This is a genomic window from Pseudarthrobacter sp. B4EP4b, from assembly GCF_006680095.1.
In the GTDB taxonomy this organism is placed as follows: domain Bacteria; phylum Actinomycetota; class Actinomycetes; order Actinomycetales; family Micrococcaceae; genus Arthrobacter.
The window spans coordinates 4155-19278 of record NZ_VHIJ01000067.1 but is presented as its reverse complement, the minus strand read 5'-3'; the positions used below and the strand labels follow the sequence as shown (position 1 = coordinate 19278).

14 protein-coding genes are annotated in these 15124 nt (G+C 65.5%); 12 read left to right on the top strand and 2 right to left on the bottom strand.

What is annotated here, in order from left to right:
• Window positions 1-2481: translation initiation factor IF-2 (gene infB, locus FNL14_RS21005; RefSeq protein ID WP_142064201.1), on the top strand; the 2481-nt coding region annotated here is incomplete at its 5' end.
• Between the two features lie 245 nt (window positions 2482-2726).
• Entirely contained in the window at window positions 2727-3236 is a 510-nt protein-coding gene (gene rbfA / locus FNL14_RS21000) for a 30S ribosome-binding factor RbfA (RefSeq protein WP_142064198.1), read from the top strand.
• 76 nt (window positions 3237-3312) lie between these two features.
• Here rbfA and FNL14_RS20995 read toward each other — a convergent pair whose 3' ends face one another.
• The gene (locus FNL14_RS20995; protein WP_142064195.1) at window positions 3313-4467 is read right to left on the bottom strand and encodes a ScyD/ScyE family protein; all 1155 of its coding nucleotides are present in this window, start codon (window positions 4465-4467) and stop codon (window positions 3313-3315) included.
• A gap of 176 nt (window positions 4468-4643) precedes the next feature.
• Here FNL14_RS20995 and FNL14_RS20990 point away from each other — a divergent pair, with 176 nt between their 5' ends.
• Both FNL14_RS20990 and trxA read left to right on the top strand, forming a co-directional pair.
• Window positions 4644-5126 carry a nucleoside deaminase gene (locus FNL14_RS20990; protein ID WP_142064192.1) on the top strand — a complete coding sequence of 161 codons (483 nt, stop codon included), beginning with the start codon at window positions 4644-4646 and terminating at the stop codon, window positions 5124-5126.
• A gap of 2 nt (window positions 5127-5128) precedes the next feature.
• Window positions 5129-5566, top strand: coding sequence for a thioredoxin (gene trxA, locus FNL14_RS20985; RefSeq protein WP_142064189.1), 438 nt, complete (start codon window positions 5129-5131; stop codon window positions 5564-5566).
• A 26-nt stretch (window positions 5567-5592) separates the two neighbouring features.
• Here trxA and FNL14_RS20980 read toward each other — a convergent pair whose 3' ends face one another.
• Entirely contained in the window at window positions 5593-6759 is a 1167-nt protein-coding gene (locus tag FNL14_RS20980; protein ID WP_181762733.1) for a pyridoxal phosphate-dependent aminotransferase, read from the bottom strand.
• Window positions 6760-6872: 113 nt separating this feature from the next.
• Between FNL14_RS20980 and truB the strand changes: the two genes are divergently transcribed.
• From truB to FNL14_RS20940, 8 genes are all read left to right on the top strand, one after another.
• Window positions 6873-7877: a tRNA pseudouridine(55) synthase TruB gene (gene truB / locus FNL14_RS20975; protein WP_255470951.1), complete on the top strand. Its 1005-nt coding sequence runs from the start codon at window positions 6873-6875 to the stop codon at window positions 7875-7877.
• A gap of 2 nt (window positions 7878-7879) precedes the next feature.
• A complete protein-coding gene (locus FNL14_RS20970) occupies window positions 7880-8233 on the top strand; it encodes a hypothetical protein (RefSeq protein ID WP_091418140.1) in 354 nt (117 codons plus the stop codon).
• A 22-nt stretch (window positions 8234-8255) separates the two neighbouring features.
• Window positions 8256-8714, top strand: a complete 459-nt coding sequence (locus tag FNL14_RS20965) for a hypothetical protein (RefSeq protein ID WP_091418497.1) — start codon at window positions 8256-8258, stop codon at window positions 8712-8714.
• A 132-nt stretch (window positions 8715-8846) separates the two neighbouring features.
• A complete protein-coding gene (locus FNL14_RS20960; protein WP_142064183.1) occupies window positions 8847-9830 on the top strand; it encodes a bifunctional riboflavin kinase/FAD synthetase in 984 nt (327 codons plus the stop codon).
• A gap of 91 nt (window positions 9831-9921) precedes the next feature.
• Window positions 9922-10776: a tryptophan 2,3-dioxygenase gene (gene kynA, locus FNL14_RS20955; protein ID WP_142064180.1), complete on the top strand. Its 855-nt coding sequence runs from the start codon at window positions 9922-9924 to the stop codon at window positions 10774-10776.
• Window positions 10773-12056, top strand: coding sequence for a kynureninase (locus FNL14_RS20950; RefSeq protein WP_142064177.1), 1284 nt, complete (start codon window positions 10773-10775; stop codon window positions 12054-12056). Before kynA ends, FNL14_RS20950 begins: the two co-directional genes overlap by 4 nt.
• Window positions 12057-12272: 216 nt before the next feature.
• Complete coding sequence (gene rpsO / locus FNL14_RS20945; protein WP_013600532.1) at window positions 12273-12542, top strand: 30S ribosomal protein S15; 270 nt, start codon at window positions 12273-12275, stop codon at window positions 12540-12542.
• A 243-nt stretch (window positions 12543-12785) separates the two neighbouring features.
• Entirely contained in the window at window positions 12786-15047 is a 2262-nt protein-coding gene (locus FNL14_RS20940) for a polyribonucleotide nucleotidyltransferase (protein ID WP_091418495.1), read from the top strand.
• The last annotated feature ends 77 nt before the right edge of the window (window positions 15048-15124 follow it).

Below are 15124 nucleotides of genomic sequence, written 5' to 3'. Positions count from 1 at the left end.
CCCACCCGCTCCGGCGGACAGGGCGGTTCGGCAGGCAGCTCTGCTCCCCGTCCCGGCGGTCCCCGCCCGGGCAACAACCCGTTCGCTACCTCGCAGGGCATGCCCCGTGGCCGTGGCGGTGACGGTGAGCGTGCTCCCCGCCCGGGCAACAACCCGTTCGCTACCTCGCAGGGCATGCCCCGCCCGGGTGGAGGCCGTACCGACGGCGACCGTCCCGGTGGTCCGCGTCCCGCAGCAGGTGCCGGTGGACCCCGTCCCGGTGGTCCCCGTCCCGCGGCCGGCGCTGGCGGGCCTCGTCCCGCAGCAGGTGCCGGCGGCCCCCGCCCCGGTGCACCGCGCCCCGGTGGTGCCGGTGGAAACCGTCCCACCCCGGGCATGATGCCCAACCGCACTGAACGCCCGGCTCCGGCCGGTGCAGGACGTCCCGGTGCCGGCGGCCGTGGTCCCGGACGCCCGGGCGGCGCTCCCGGAACCGGTGGTCCCGGTGGCGGCGGCGGAGCTCCCGCCGGCGGTGGCTTTGGCAAGGGCGGCCGCGGACGCGGCGGCACCCAGGGTGCCTTCGGCAAGGGCGGCGCCGGACGTGGCAAGCAGCGCAAGTCGAAGCGTGCAAAGCGCCAGGAACTTGAGCAGATGAGCGCACCGTCGCTGGGTGGCGTGAGCGTACCCCGCGGCGACGGCAACACCGTCATCCGCCTGCGCCGCGGCTCGTCCATCACGGACTTCGCTGACAAGATCGAGGCAAACCCCGCCGCACTGGTGACCGTGCTGTTCCACCTCGGTGAAATGGCAACGGCCACGCAGTCACTGGACGAGGAAACCTTCGCGCTGCTGGGTGAAGAGCTCGGCTACAAGCTCCAGGTCGTGTCCCCGGAGGACGAGGAGCGCGAGCTGCTCTCCGGCTTCGACATCGACTTCGAAGCCGAACTCGAAGCCGAAGGCGATGAAGACCTCGAGGCACGTCCTCCGGTAGTCACCGTTATGGGCCACGTGGACCACGGTAAGACCCGCCTGCTTGATGCAATCCGCAAGTCCGACGTTATGGCGGGCGAGCACGGCGGCATCACGCAGCACATCGGTGCCTACCAGGTCACGCACACCCACGAAGGCGACGACCGGAAGATCACCTTCATCGATACCCCGGGCCACGAGGCGTTCACCGCCATGCGTGCCCGTGGTGCGAAGGTCACCGACATCGCCATCCTGGTGGTCGCAGCGGACGACGGCGTAATGCCCCAGACCGTTGAAGCCCTCAACCACGCCCAGGCAGCCAACGTGCCCATCGTGGTGGCCGTGAACAAGATCGACAAGGAAGGCGCCAACCCGGACAAGGTCCGCGGCCAGCTGACCGAGTACGGCCTGGTTCCGGAAGAATACGGTGGCGACACCATGTTCGTGGAGGTCTCTGCCCGCCAGAACCTCAACATCGACGAGCTGCTCGAGGCAGTCCTGCTCACCGCGGACGCTGCCCTGGACATGCGCGCCAACCCGAACAAGGACGCCCGCGGTATCGCCATCGAAGCGAACCTGGACAAGGGCCGCGGTTCCGTAGCCACCGTCCTGGTGCAGTCCGGCACCCTGCGCGTCGGTGACACCATCGTGGCAGGCACGGCCCACGGCCGCGTCCGTGCGATGTTCGACGACGACGGCAGTGCCCTGACCGAGGCCGGCCCGTCCCGCCCCGTCCAGGTGCTGGGTCTGTCCAACGTCCCGCGTGCAGGTGACACCTTCTTCGTGACCGCTGACGAGCGCACCGCCCGCCAGATCGCCGAGAAGCGTGAAGCTGCCGACCGCAACGCCGCACTGGCCAAGCGCCGCAAGCGCATCAGCCTCGAAGACTTCGACCAGGCCGTGGCCGAAGGCAAGATCGACACCCTCAACCTCATCCTCAAGGGTGACGTGTCCGGTGCCGTGGAAGCCCTCGAAGACGCCCTGCTCAAGATCGACGTGGGCGAAGGCGTGCAGCTGCGCGTTATCCACCGCGGTGTTGGTGCCATCACGCAGAACGACGTCAACCTGGCAACAGTGGACAGCGCCGTCATCATCGGCTTCAACGTCAAGCCCGCCGAGCGGGTTGCCGAACTGGCAGACCGCGAAGGCGTGGACATGCGCTTCTACTCCGTCATCTACTCCGCAATCGATGACATCGAGATGGCGCTCAAGGGCATGCTCAAGCCGGAATACGAAGAATTCCAGCTGGGCACCGCCGAGGTCCGCGAAGTCTTCCGCTCCTCCAAGTTCGGAAACATCGCCGGCTCGATCGTCCGCTCGGGCATCATCCGCCGCAACACCAAGGCGCGCATCAGCCGCGACGGCAAGATCATCGGTGACAACCTCACCGTTGAGACGCTCAAGCGCTTCAAGGACGACGCCACCGAGGTCCGCACGGACTTCGAGTGTGGTATCGGTCTTGGGTCTTACAACGACATCACCGAAGGCGACATCATCGAGACCTTCGAGATGCGTGAGAAGCCGCGCGTCTAAGGCTGACTTTGGCGGGGCTGCCTCCGAGTTTTGGGGGCGCCCCGCCCCTACGCTGGGCGGCAAAGGATCTTGCGATCCTCTGCCGCCCAGCTCCGGTAGGCCCGATGCCACTCCCGGGCGCCCCCAAAACTCTCCGGCATCGTCGTTGGCCCGCCTTTAGTGCGTGGCACATAACTGAAACGTCCGGCGCAGCTCTTGTGCCGCCGTCGTACGTCCCCAATTTTTTCTTTTTATAGGAGTTGTTCATGGCTGATCCGGCACGTGCTGCCAAGTTGGCGCAGCGGATTAAGGTTGTTGTTGCTGAGGCCTTGGGCCGGAAGGTTAAGGATCCCCGGCTGGAGGGCATTACTGTTACTGATGCCCGGGTGACCAATGATTTGCAGCATGCCACTGTGTACTACACCGTTCTGGGAGACCAGGCTGTCCAGGCTGACGCTGCAAAGGGCCTGGAGAAGGCCAAGGGTGTGCTGCGCCAGGAAGTGGGGCGCAACCTCAGCATCCGGCTGACTCCCACCCTTGAATTCATCTCGGACGAGATTCCCGTTATCGCTTCGAACCTCGAGGAGCTGCTCCGGGAGGCCAAGAAGCGCGACGCCGAAGTGGCCGCCCTCGCGGCGCAGGCCAGGCATGCCGGGGACCCTGATCCCTACAAGACCGACGCGTCCGGCGATGTGGACATCGACGAAGACGACTTCGACGAAGAGGACCTCGACCTCACCGATGCCGAGGAACTCGACGAAGACGGCCACAAGTAGCAACAAAGGCAACCCAGCAGAAGGCCCGGACCGGATGGTCCGGGCCTTCCGTTTCCCGCAAAACTGCCGTCAGTGGCTAGTCGACATGAATCCGGACCACTTTGCCGTTGAATTGCTCTGCTGGAGGAGCCGCTCCCGGGCCCGCCGGAGCGCCGGACAGCGCATCAACCGTAGCGAACAGGTGTCCGGCCTGGAATTCGACGGCGGCCGGCTGGTTTACTGTCACGAACTCAGACCGGTGGTCTCCCCAGCAACTCAACTTCAGGATGTTGCCGCCGAAGAGCGAAGCGACGTAGATATCGCCATTGTCAGCGATCGCAAGGCCAGTGGGGGTCAGGATGTCGTCAGCCCACAGATGCACGTCGCCGTCCCAGGGATCCACCCGGAACACTGCACCCCTGGCTCCCAGGGACGGATCCTCCGGACCGCCAGGCAGGGACGTGACGTACAGCCGGCCATCGGGGCCGAACTCTACGTCGGTGGGCACAAATTCAAAGGCGTACCTTTCCCCGACAACACACTCAGGAACTGGCATCGTGTTCCCCTCCATGTCCACGGGGACCAGCGTTTCGGCCTGAATCTTGACTGGCCGCGGGGGCAGCACTGCCAATGTGGAAATGTCGCCGCTCTCAAGGTCGACTTCAAGAATGGCGTTTGCGCCGGCGTCAGCTACATACGCCTTACCGCCTTTCACCGCCACACCGTAGGGATGTGAATCGACCGTGCCCTTGTAACGGGCGGGCGGGAACTCAGGCCAACCCTCCAGACATTTGTCTGAGACGTCGTCACTGAAGCCGTAATGCTGATCACCGTCCGGGTTGTGCTTACGTTCGTAGCGGGCCAGGTCCGCGATGGTTCGGACGTCTCCGTCCTCGTCAATGGACTTCAAGTGGCCTTGGAGGTTCTCGGGTATACCGACGCCCGCGCCTATGCTCTCCACGAAATACGTGGTCCCGTGGCGCATTTCGACGCCGCCAACGTCCCAACCCTCTTTGCCTTGGTAGAGCGTAGTGGTGGTGCCGTCATCATGGACACGGCTGAGGAGGCCGGCGAAATTCTGGGTGACGAGGATCGATTCCTCCGCATCCACGGCCAGGCTGAGAGGTGTTGCCAGGCCCTCGGCCCGCGTGCGCGGCGTCGGCTGGTCACTGGAACCCGCAACCGCGGGCCCAGCGGGAAGGACTAACGCCGCGGCAGCAATACACGCGGCGATCGGAAACTTTGTCTTCATTGGGTACTCCGTGATTTTTGGCCTTGAGAGCCGGGGAATGGAGTGGATGGGAGGACGGGCAGGGAGCTCCCGGCCTAAGACTAGGCCTGTACCCACGGGTAGTTGCCGGGGAACTGCCCCCTAATCCGCCCCCTACTTCGTCCCCTAATACCAACCCCTTTGGCTAGGATCGAGCTATGAACCAAGCGGACCAGGGCGCTGCGAATCATTACCTCGAACGGGCCGTGGCACTTGCCACCCGGAACGTTGCCGACGGCGGCGGTCCCTTCGGTGCCCTGGTGGTGACCAAAGACGGGCAAGTGCACGAGGGGGTCAACCGGGTCACCCGCGACAACGATCCCACCGCCCACGCCGAAGTGGTGGCCATCCGCACGGCAGCTGCCGCCATTCGGAATTTTGACCTGCGCGGGGCAGTCCTCTACACCAGCTGCGAGCCGTGCCCGCTGTGCCTGGCGTCGGCGCTCTGGGCCCGGATCGACCGTGTCTACTACGCGGCGGACCGCTACGGCGCCGCGTCCGCCGGCTTTGATGATGCCATCTTCTACGATTACTTCTCAGGCACCCGTCCCGAACTGCTGCCGGTCAGCAGAGGCGACGTCCCGGCGTCGGACGCCCCGTTCCTTGCCTGGGGCGCGCATAAAAGCCGGAAGGACTACTAGGCATGGAAGCTTCCCTCATCAAGTGTCCCCACTGCGGGAAAACCAACCGCGTCCCGGCCAATGCCGCCGGGCGGCCACGCTGCGGCAATTGCCACGGCGGGCTGCCCTGGATCGTGGACGCCGGCGACGCCGATTTCAGCACGGTGGCCGAACAGTCACCCGTGCCGGTGCTGGTGGATTTCTGGGCTGACTGGTGCGGGCCGTGCCGTATGGTGAGCCCGGTCCTGGACAAACTGGCCCGCGAGCGCGAGGGGGCCGTCAAGCTGGTCAAGGTCGACGTGGACAAGAATCCGGGCCTGTCCCGGCGGTTCGACGTGCAGGCCATCCCCACACTGATGGTGATCGTTGACGGAAAGGTGGCTGCCCGGCAGGCGGGAGCGGCACCGGCCGAAGCGCTCCGCACCTGGCTGGATGGTGCGCTGGCGGGAACGCGGCGCTGACGGAAAAGCTGCGCTGAGCAGCTGAGTCACACCCGTTCGGGAAGCCTGGACAGTCCCTCGAGAAGTTCCTCCCGCTTGCCGCACAGCGCAATCCGCACCCAGCCCTCGCCAATGGAACCAAACGCCGTCCCCGGTGCGAGGGCAACACCTGAGTCGGCGAGGAAGCGCCGGACCCAGGCCCGGACGTCGCCGCCGCTGACATGGGACACATCCGCCCAAAGGTAGAACGCGCCGTCGGCCTTCAAATACGGAATGCCCTTTGAATCGAGCACCGCGGACGCCGCGTCCCGGTTGGCCCGGTAGTGTTCGTGCGCGTGCCGGACGTAATCCTGGGGTCCGGTAAGGGCTGCAATAGCGGCGTACTGTGACGGCGATGCCACGCACGAGACAATCGACTCCATCACATTGTTCATCTTCTGCTCCAGGCCCGGCGGGCACACCAGGGCGCCGATCCGGAGCCCCGTGAGGCCGTACGTCTTCGACAGTGTCAGGGAGGTGAAGACACGCGCCTCGCCCGGCAGTTCGCCGTCGAACCTCGCCGGACTCACGTGTGGCACGTCGTAGGTGAACGCCTCGTAGCACTCGTCCGAGATCACCCACAGATCGTGGCGCCGGGCCAGCTCCACGAGTTCCCGCGTCAGCTCTTCCGCGAGGACCGCGCCCAGCGGATTGGACGGGGAATTCAGGACCAGCACCCGGGTCCGGTCCGTGATGAGCGCCTCGATATCTTCGGTCCTGGGCTGGAAATCCTGGTCCGGGTAGAGCGGGTAGCCCACCGGGACCGCGTTCAGGAGCCGGCTGGTCATGGCAAAAGTGGGGTAGCCCGGGTTGGGAATCAGGATCTCGTCGCCGGGGGAGAGCAGCAGGCTCATGGCAAGGTGCAGGCCCTGCTGCGCGCCGGCCACCACGTACACCCGTTCAGCACCAATGCCGTTGTTGTGGCTGACGCCTGCGCGTTCCCGGAAGCGCGCCGCGAACGCCTCGCGCAGCGCCGGGACGCCCGCATTGGGGGTGTAGTTGGTTTCGTCCCTGTCCAGGCAGGCGATGCCGGCGTCGAGGACGTGGCGCGGGAGCGGGAACCCGGGCTCGCCGATGCTGAGTACCAGCGCGCCGGGGGTGCGCCACGCGGCCTCGGTGATCTCGCGGATCTGGTTGACGGGCACGTCGCGGACATGGGCGGCAAGCTCAGGCATGCCTGCCATCCTAACCGGCTCTTTGCTGCACAATCAGCCGCAGGGGTCGGCCGCCAGCCAAGGCCCGACGGGTGTGGGCCGGGGCCGGGACCAGCGCCGATATACTGGGAAGCGTGCTTTCTGGACTGGTGATAGTGGACAAACCGCAGGGATGGACCAGCCATGATGTGGTTGGCCGGATGCGGCGCATCGCCGGTACCCGAAAAGTAGGGCACGCCGGCACCCTCGATCCCATGGCCACGGGCGTGCTGGTGGTGGGCATCAACAAAGCAACCCGCCTGCTCACCTACATTGTTGGCACCTCCAAGACGTACACCGCCACCATCCGCCTTGGACAGTCCACCGTGACGGACGACGCCGAAGGTGAAGTGACTGCCACGGCTTCCACTGCGGAGGTGGCTGAGCAGGCAATTCACGACGGCGTTGCGGCCCTTACCGGTCAGATCCAGCAGGTGCCCAGCAGCGTCAGCGCCATCAAGGTCAACGGTGAACGTGCCTATGCCCGCGTCCGCTCGGGGGAAGAGGTCACGCTCGCGTCGCGCCCGGTCACCATCCACCGGTTCGAGGTGCACAGCATCAACAGGGACGCCGCGGCGGACGTCGTGGACCTGGACGTCACCGTGGAATGCTCGTCGGGGACCTATATCCGTGCGCTGGCCCGCGACCTCGGCAATGCGCTGGGCGTCGGGGGACACCTCACAGCCCTGCGGCGCACGCACGTGGGACCGTACTCGCTGGAGCAGGCGCGCACTCTTGAACAGCTTGCCGAGGAACTCAACGTCCTCGACATGGCCGATGCCGCCCGGGCGCTGATGCCCAACCGCGAACTCAGCCCGGAGGAAACCACGGAGATCTCCTTCGGCCGGCGGATCGCTGCCGGCGCCGCCCCCGGGAGTTCCGCCGCAGCCACTGCCGAACATCCCGCCGCTGCCTTCGCCCCGGACGGAAGCCTGGTGGCACTGCTGGCCGACGCCGGCAGCTTCGCCAAACCCGTGTTGGTGTTCGCACCCGGGACCGGCGGGCCCTCAAACGGTCCAGGCACCACCGACGGGCCTGGCAACTCCGACCGGCCGGGCACCACCGACAGGCCGGTCCCCGGCACCTCCGGGGCGGCCTGAGCGTGGACGCGTATTTCTACATCATCCTGGTGGTGGGTCTGATCTCCACCGGGACCTGCCTACTGGCGGGCATCCTCAAGAAAGCCCCGAACGACGTCACCATCCTCTCGGTGGCGGCCGTCGAGGTGGCATTGCTGGTGTACCTGGTGGGATCCATCGTGCGGGTCATCGCCGGCGAACCCATCGCCGGAGAGGCCTGGGAGTTCTGGGGTTACCTCGCCACCGCCATGCTCCTGCCGCCGGCCGCCGTCTACTGGTCCATCCTGGAACGGACCCGGTGGAGCAACTTTGTCCTGGCCGCTGTTGGCGTCACCGCACTGGTGATGGCCGCCCGAATGAACCAGATCTGGTACTGAAGTGGAAGAAGAAGCACCAAACGTGAAAAACCAGAACTCCGAAGCCCCCGCCAAGGGCGCAGCCGCCAGCGCTACGGGTGCCAAGAACACCCGCAACACCGGGCCGGGGCGACTGCTGATCGCGGTCTACGCGGTCTTCGCCATTTCAGCCACTGCCCGCGCCGGGTACCAGATCCTCACCAAGTTTTCCGAGGCGCCGCTGGCCTACCTGCTGTCCGCCTTCGCCGCGCTGGTGTACGTGGTGGCCACAGTGTCCCTGGCCAAGCCCGGCAGCACATGGTTCAAGGTCTCCGTCGCCGCGGTCCTGGTGGAACTGGTGGGAGTGCTGGTGGTGGGCGCCCTGAGCGTGTTTGACTCCGTCCAGTTCCCGCACGAGACCGTCTGGTCGCTGTTTGGCCGTGGCTACGGATTCATCCCGTTGCTGCTGCCCATCCTGGGCCTGGTGTGGCTGTACCGCCGCCGGCCCTCACTGAAGGCATGACTGCCAAGGGGCCGGGTTCCCGCAGCCGGCCCTTGGCAAAGCCGCACCTCTGAGTGCGGGTAATCTTTAGAGAGTTCCGTGGCCGGTACGGTCCTGAACGTTGATACTTGCACGCAGTTAAAGGCGAGGGTGATGGTCTACATCTGGAACGATCCGTCCGAAGTCCCGGCGGACTTCGGCCCATCTGTTGTCACCTTCGGCAACTTCGACGGCGTCCACCGCGGCCACCAGCAGGTGCTGTCCGAGCTGATCCGCACCGCCCGGCTCACCAGGTCCAGGTCCGTGGCAGTCACCTTTGATCCCCACCCGGCCCTGATCCACCGCCCTGAGTCGGCACCTGAACTGATCATGGGGCTTGAGGACAAGCTGGAGGCACTGGGGGAGCTCGGCCTGGACGCCATCCTGGTGATGAAGTACTCGCTGGACCTCGCCAGCCTCACCGCTGAAGAGTTCGTGGAGCAGTTCCTGGTGGACTGCCTGCACGCCAGCCACGTGGTGATCGGCCACGACGCCCGCTTCGGCCGTGGCAATTCCGGCGACCTGGACACCATGAAGGCCCTGGGCGGGAAGTTCGGCTTCGACGTCCAGGTGATCAGCGAGTTCGGCTCGGAGGGCTACCCGCTGCATAACGAGGACGGCACGGACCGCCGCTGCTCCTCCACCTGGGTGCGCGAAGCCCTCCAGGAAGGGGACGTGGCCACCGCGGCCGCAGTGCTGGGCCGTTCCCACCGGATGCGCGGCGAAGTGGTCCATGGCGCTGCCCGCGGCCGCGCCCTCGGATTTCCAACCGCCAACCTCTCCTCCAATGCCAGCGGACTCATCCCCGCCGACGGCATCTACGCCGGCTGGCTGGTGGACCAGGCCGGGACACGGTGGCCCGCGGCCATCTCCGTGGGGTCCAATCCCACGTTCGACGGCGTGAGCCGGCAGGTGGAAGCGCACGTGATCGACCGTCCGCATGAAGCGGTGGAAGACTTCGATCTGTACGGCCAGACAGTAGTTGTTGAATTTGTGGCCCGGCTCCGGGGCATGGTGGCTTATCGTGGGCCTGAGGCGCTGGTGGACCAGATGCGCCTGGACGTGGTCCAGGCGCACGACCTCCTGGCCAGGCGCTGACGGTCTGAACGTCGGCGCCACAGGCAGGAAGAGCAGGCAGGAATTCCAGCCAAGGCCACCGGCAACAAGCGCAGGAGCGAAAGGCAGTACCGTGTCCGTTGAGAAGAACACCAGGAAACTGGACGAAGGTATTGTCCGTGATTTCAGCTCGAGGATGAGCTACGCCTCATACCTGCAACTGCCAACCCTGCTCAGCGCGCAACACCCGGTCAGCCGGCCGGAACACCATGACGAGATGCTGTTCATCATCCAGCACCAGACCACCGAGCTGTGGCTGAAGCTGGTACTGCATGAGCTGCGCAGCACCGCGGCGTGGCTGCGGGACGACGACCTTGGTTCGGCGCTCAAGGGCATCGCCCGGGTCAAGCACATCCAGAAAACCCTCACCGAACAGTGGTCCGTGCTGGCCACACTGACGCCAACCGAGTATTCGCAGTTCCGCGGGTTCCTGGGCCATGCCTCGGGATTCCAGTCCAGCCAGTACCGCGCCGTGGAGTTCATCCTCGGCAACAAAAACGGCAAGATGCTCTCGGTCTTCGAGTCCGATCCCGAAGCCCACGCCATGCTGGAGCAATTGCTTAACGCGCCCAGCATCTACGACGAATTCCTGGCCTACCTGGCCCGGCAGGGCTTTGAGGTTCCCGAGACCGTGTTAAAACGGGACGTAACCCAGGCCCACGAATTCACTCCTGAGCTCCTTCCCCTGTTCAAGCACATCTACGAAAATGCTGCCGACAACTGGCCCGCCTACGAGGCCTGCGAGGAACTGGTGGACCTGGAGGACAACTTCCAGCTATGGCGGTTCCGGCACCTGCGCACGGTCCAGCGGACCATCGGCATGAAGTCGGGGACCGGCGGGTCCAGCGGTGCCGCATTCCTGCAGAAGGCACTGGAACTGACGTTTTTCCCGGAACTATTCGCCGTCAGGACGGAGATCGGCCAATGAGCATCCAGCAGCAGCCCGTGGCAGGAAACGCGGCGGCAGGAAACGCAGAAAGCGCGGACGCATCCCTGAAGCAGCGCGCTGCCGTGCTGGACCGGCAGGACCCGCTGGCGCACTACAGGAACCTCTTCGTCGGCACTGACACGCCGCTGTCCTACCTGGACGGGAACTCGCTGGGCCGGCCGCTGAAGCGGACCGTGGAGGACATCGGCGCTTTTATCCGGGACGGCTGGGGCGGCCGCTTAATCCGCGGCTGGGACGAGGAATGGCTCGAGCTGCCCCAGGCCATCGGCGACCAGCTGGGACGGGCCGTGCTCGGCGCGGCTCCGGGGCAGACCATCATCGCCGATTCCACCACGGTGGTCCTGTACAAACTTATCCGCGCAGCCCTCGCGGCCGTTTCCGACCCGGACCGGAACGAGCTGGTACTGGACACCGAAAACTTCCCCACGGACCGCTACCTTGTCGAGGGCATCGCCCTCGAGGAAGGCCTGACGCTCCGCTGGATCGAAACCGATCCCGCGGCCGGGGTGACCGTTGACCAGGTGCGCCAGGTGACAGGGCCGCGCACCGCCGTCGTACTTTTGAGCCACATCGCCTACCGTTCCGGCCATGTGGCTGACCTGCCGGCCATCACCCAGGCAGTGCACGACGCCGGTGCGCTGGTGGTGTGGGATCTTTGCCATTCCGCGGGGTCGGTGGAGCTGGACCTGGACGGTGCGGGCGCGGACTTTGCTGCCGGCTGCACGTACAAGTACCTCAACGGCGGGCCGGGGTCGCCCGCGTTCGCGTACGTCAACCATCGCCACGTTGGCACACTCAACCAGCCGATTTGGGGGTGGATGGGGCGCAAGGATGCGTTCGAAATGGCGGCCGGGTATGAGCCTGCACCCGGCATCCGCGGATTCCTCAGCGGGACGCCGGCAATTTTTGGGATGCTCGCCATGCGGGGCACGCTGGACCTGATCGAAGAGGCAAGCATGGCTGCCATCCGGGAGAAGTCAGTGCAGCTGACCACCTTCGCCATCGAGGTCTTCGATGCCCTGCTGGCGCCATTGGGCGTGGAGCTTGCCACGCCGCGGGGACCGGGGGAGCGGGGCAGCCACATCACCCTGGACCATCCCGCCTTCAGCAAGGAGACGGTGGCGGCGCTGTGGGATGACGACGTGATCCCTGACTTCCGTGCCCCGCACGGCATCCGCGTGGGGCTGTCGCCGCTGAGCACCAGCTTCGGGGAGGTCCTGTACGGGATGTCGGCGATCCGGGACCGGCTGCTGCGCTAGCTGGGTGCCTGCCCCGACTGATTGCCTCCTTGGCGGCCCTGTTTCGACAAGATTGGGACGGGGCCGGTAAACTGGACGATGGATCCGGCTGCAGTCCGTGGCGGCTGGTTCCTGCCGCGCGCGGCGCTGGCCAGGATGTCCTGGTCCGGCTGCAAGCGGCAGACCCGGCAGTGAGTTTCTGACCTGGGCCCTCACGGCACATCCCTAGGAGTTATTGTGGCACTTGACGCCGCTGTAAAGCAGTCCATCATCAAGGAATACGCAACCGGAGAAGGCGACACCGGTTCACCGGAGGTCCAGGTTGCGGTCCTGACCCAGCGGATCAAGGATCTGACTGAGCACATGAAGGAGCACAAGCACGATTACCACACCCAGCGCGGTCTGCTGGCCATGGTTGGTCGTCGCAAGCGCATGCTGAGCTACCTCAAGAAGACTGACATCGCCCGCTACCGTTCGCTCATCGAGCGCCTCGGCCTGCGCCGCTAGTCGGACTTAGGGGCGGCCCTTTCCATCGCGGAACGGGCCGCCTTCTTCAAATGAAAAATTAAACAGGAGGATCAACCGCATCACGCATTCGCGGTCCTCGGTAGTGATCCCCGGGAACGGCTTCGTTGATTGAAGCCGGCGGCCCGTGGGTCTCGATCGATGACCGGGTGCAGGGCCAGTAGACAGATGCTGGCCGGGTTGATGCGGCTGGACTTCCGTCAAACAGAAACGGAGGTGACTCTCTTGGAGGGTCCCGAAATCCAGTTCTCGGAAGCAGTCATTGACAATGGCCGTTTTGGCAAGCGCGTAATCCGCTTCGAAACCGGCCGCCTTGCCAAGCAGGCAGCCGGCGCAGCCATGGTGTACATCGACGATGACACCGCACTGCTGTCCGCCACCACTGCCGGCAAGCACCCGCGTGAAGGCTTTGACTTCTTCCCGCTGACGGTCGACGTCGAAGAGCGCATGTACGCTGCCGGCCGCATCCCGGGCTCGTTCTTCCGCCGTGAAGGCCGCCCGTCCACAGAAGCCATCCTGGCCTGCCGCCTGATGGACCGCCCGCTGCGCCCCGCCTTCATCAAGGGCCTGCGCAACGAGGTCCAGATCGTGGTGACCGTCCTGGCGATCAACCCTGACGAGCTCTACGACGTGGTGGCCATCAACGCCTCCTCCATGTCCACGCAGCTTTCCGGCCTGCCGTTCTCCGGCCCCATCGGCGGCGTCCGCGTTGCCCTGGTCGCCGACGAAAACGGATCACAGTGGGTTGCATTCCCCAAGCACTCCCAGCTGGAAAACTCCGTGTTCAACATGGTGGTGGCCGGCCGCGTTGCCGGTGACGACGTCGCCATCATGATGGTTGAAGCCGAAGCAACGGACAACTCCTGGAACCTCATCAAGGAACAGGGCGCCACCGCCCCCACCGAAGAGGTTGTTTCCGAGGGCCTCGAGGCTGCCAAGCCGTTCATCAAGGCACTCTGCGACGCCCAGGCGGACCTGGCTGCCCGCGCAGCCAAGCCCACTGTCGAATTCCCGGTCTTCCTGGACTACGAAGACGACGTTTACGCCGCTGTTGAAGCCGCTGCCGCCGAGAAGCTGGCTGCCGTCTTCCAGATCGCCGACAAGCAGGAGCGCGACAACGCTTCGGACGCCCTCAAGGACGAAGTCACCTCTTCCCTGGCCGGCCAGTTCGAAGGCCGCGAGAAGGAGCTGTCCGCAGCATTCCGCTCGGTCACCAAGCACGTGGTGCGCCAGCGAATCCTCAAGGACCAGATCCGCATCGACGGCCGCGGCCTGACGGATATCCGCCAGCTCACCGCCGAGGTTGAGGTCCTGCCGCGCGTTCACGGTTCGGCCATCTTCGAACGCGGCGAGACCCAGATCATGGGTGTCACCACGCTGAACATGCTGAAGATGGAACAGCAGATCGACTCGCTGTCGCCGGTGAAGACCAAGCGCTACATGCACAACTACAACTTCCCGCCGTACTCCACCGGTGAAACCGGCCGCGTGGGCTCGCCCAAGCGCCGCGAAATCGGCCACGGTGCCCTGGCCGAGCGCGCGCTCGTGCCGGTCCTGCCGTCCCGCGAGGAATTCCCCTACGCCATCCGCCAGGTGTCCGAGGCCCTCGGATCCAACGGTTCGACGTCGATGGGTTCCGTTTGCGCCTCCACCCTGTCCATGCTGAACGCCGGTGTGCCCCTGAAGGCCGCCGTCGCCGGTATCGCCATGGGCCTCGTCTCTGACCAGGTGGACGGTCAGACCCGCTACGCGGCACTGACCGACATCCTCGGCGCTGAAGATGCCTTCGGCGACATGGACTTCAAGGTTGCCGGTACCTCCGAGTTCGTCACGGCCATCCAGCTGGACACCAAGCTCGACGGTATCCCCGCCTCGGTGCTGGCAGCAGCGCTGAAGCAGGCCCGCGAAGCCCGCCTGCACATCCTCGAGGTCATCAACTCGGCCATCGACACCCCGGACGAGCTCTCCGAGTTCGCGCCGCGCGTCATCGCCGTGAAGATCCCCGTGGACAAGATCGGCGAGGTCATCGGCCCCAAGGGCAAGATGATCAACCAGATCCAGGAAGACACCGGCGCCGACATATCCATTGAGGACGACGGCACGGTCTACATTGGTGCCACCAACGGCCCGTCTGCAGAAGCAGCACGTTCCGCCATCAACGCCATTGCCAACCCGCAGGTCCCGGAAATCGGCGAGCGTTACCTGGGTACGGTCGTCAAGACCACCACCTTCGGTGCCTTCGTGTCGCTGACTCCGGGCAAGGACGGCCTCCTGCACATCTCCGAGCTGCGCAAGCTGGCCAACGGCAAGCGCGTGGACAATGTCGACGACGTTGTCTCGGTGGGCCAGAAGGTCCAGGTGGAGATCACCAAGATCGACGACCGCGGAAAGCTCTCGCTCGCCCCGGTAGTTGCCGAGGAGGAAGGCGCCGAGGTTGAGACCGAGCGCGCCCACACCACCGAACCTGCTGAAGGCGCTGACGTCTAACAGCTCCGGCTTGCGGGCGAAGCCCGCAGTACTTGCATGAATCGGCGGGGCCGGTGGATGATCCACCCGCCCCGCCC

Excerpts from the sequence above, each read along its gene's own strand:
- rbfA (WP_142064198.1), top strand. The coding sequence starts at position 2,727 with ATGGCTGATCCGGCACGTGCTGCCAAGTTGGCGCAGCGGATTAAGGTT.
- FNL14_RS20995 (WP_142064195.1), bottom strand. The coding sequence starts at position 4,467 with ATGAAGACAAAGTTTCCGATCGCCGCGTGTATTGCTGCCGCGGCGTTA.
- FNL14_RS20960 (WP_142064183.1), top strand. The coding sequence starts at position 8,847 with ATGGTCTACATCTGGAACGATCCGTCCGAAGTCCCGGCGGACTTCGGC.
- FNL14_RS20980 (WP_181762733.1), bottom strand. The coding sequence starts at position 6,759 with ATGCCTGAGCTTGCCGCCCATGTCCGCGACGTGCCCGTCAACCAGATC.
- FNL14_RS20950 (WP_142064177.1), top strand. The coding sequence starts at position 10,773 with ATGAGCATCCAGCAGCAGCCCGTGGCAGGAAACGCGGCGGCAGGAAAC.
- trxA (WP_142064189.1), top strand. The coding sequence starts at position 5,129 with ATGGAAGCTTCCCTCATCAAGTGTCCCCACTGCGGGAAAACCAACCGC.
- FNL14_RS20990 (WP_142064192.1), top strand. The coding sequence starts at position 4,644 with ATGAACCAAGCGGACCAGGGCGCTGCGAATCATTACCTCGAACGGGCC.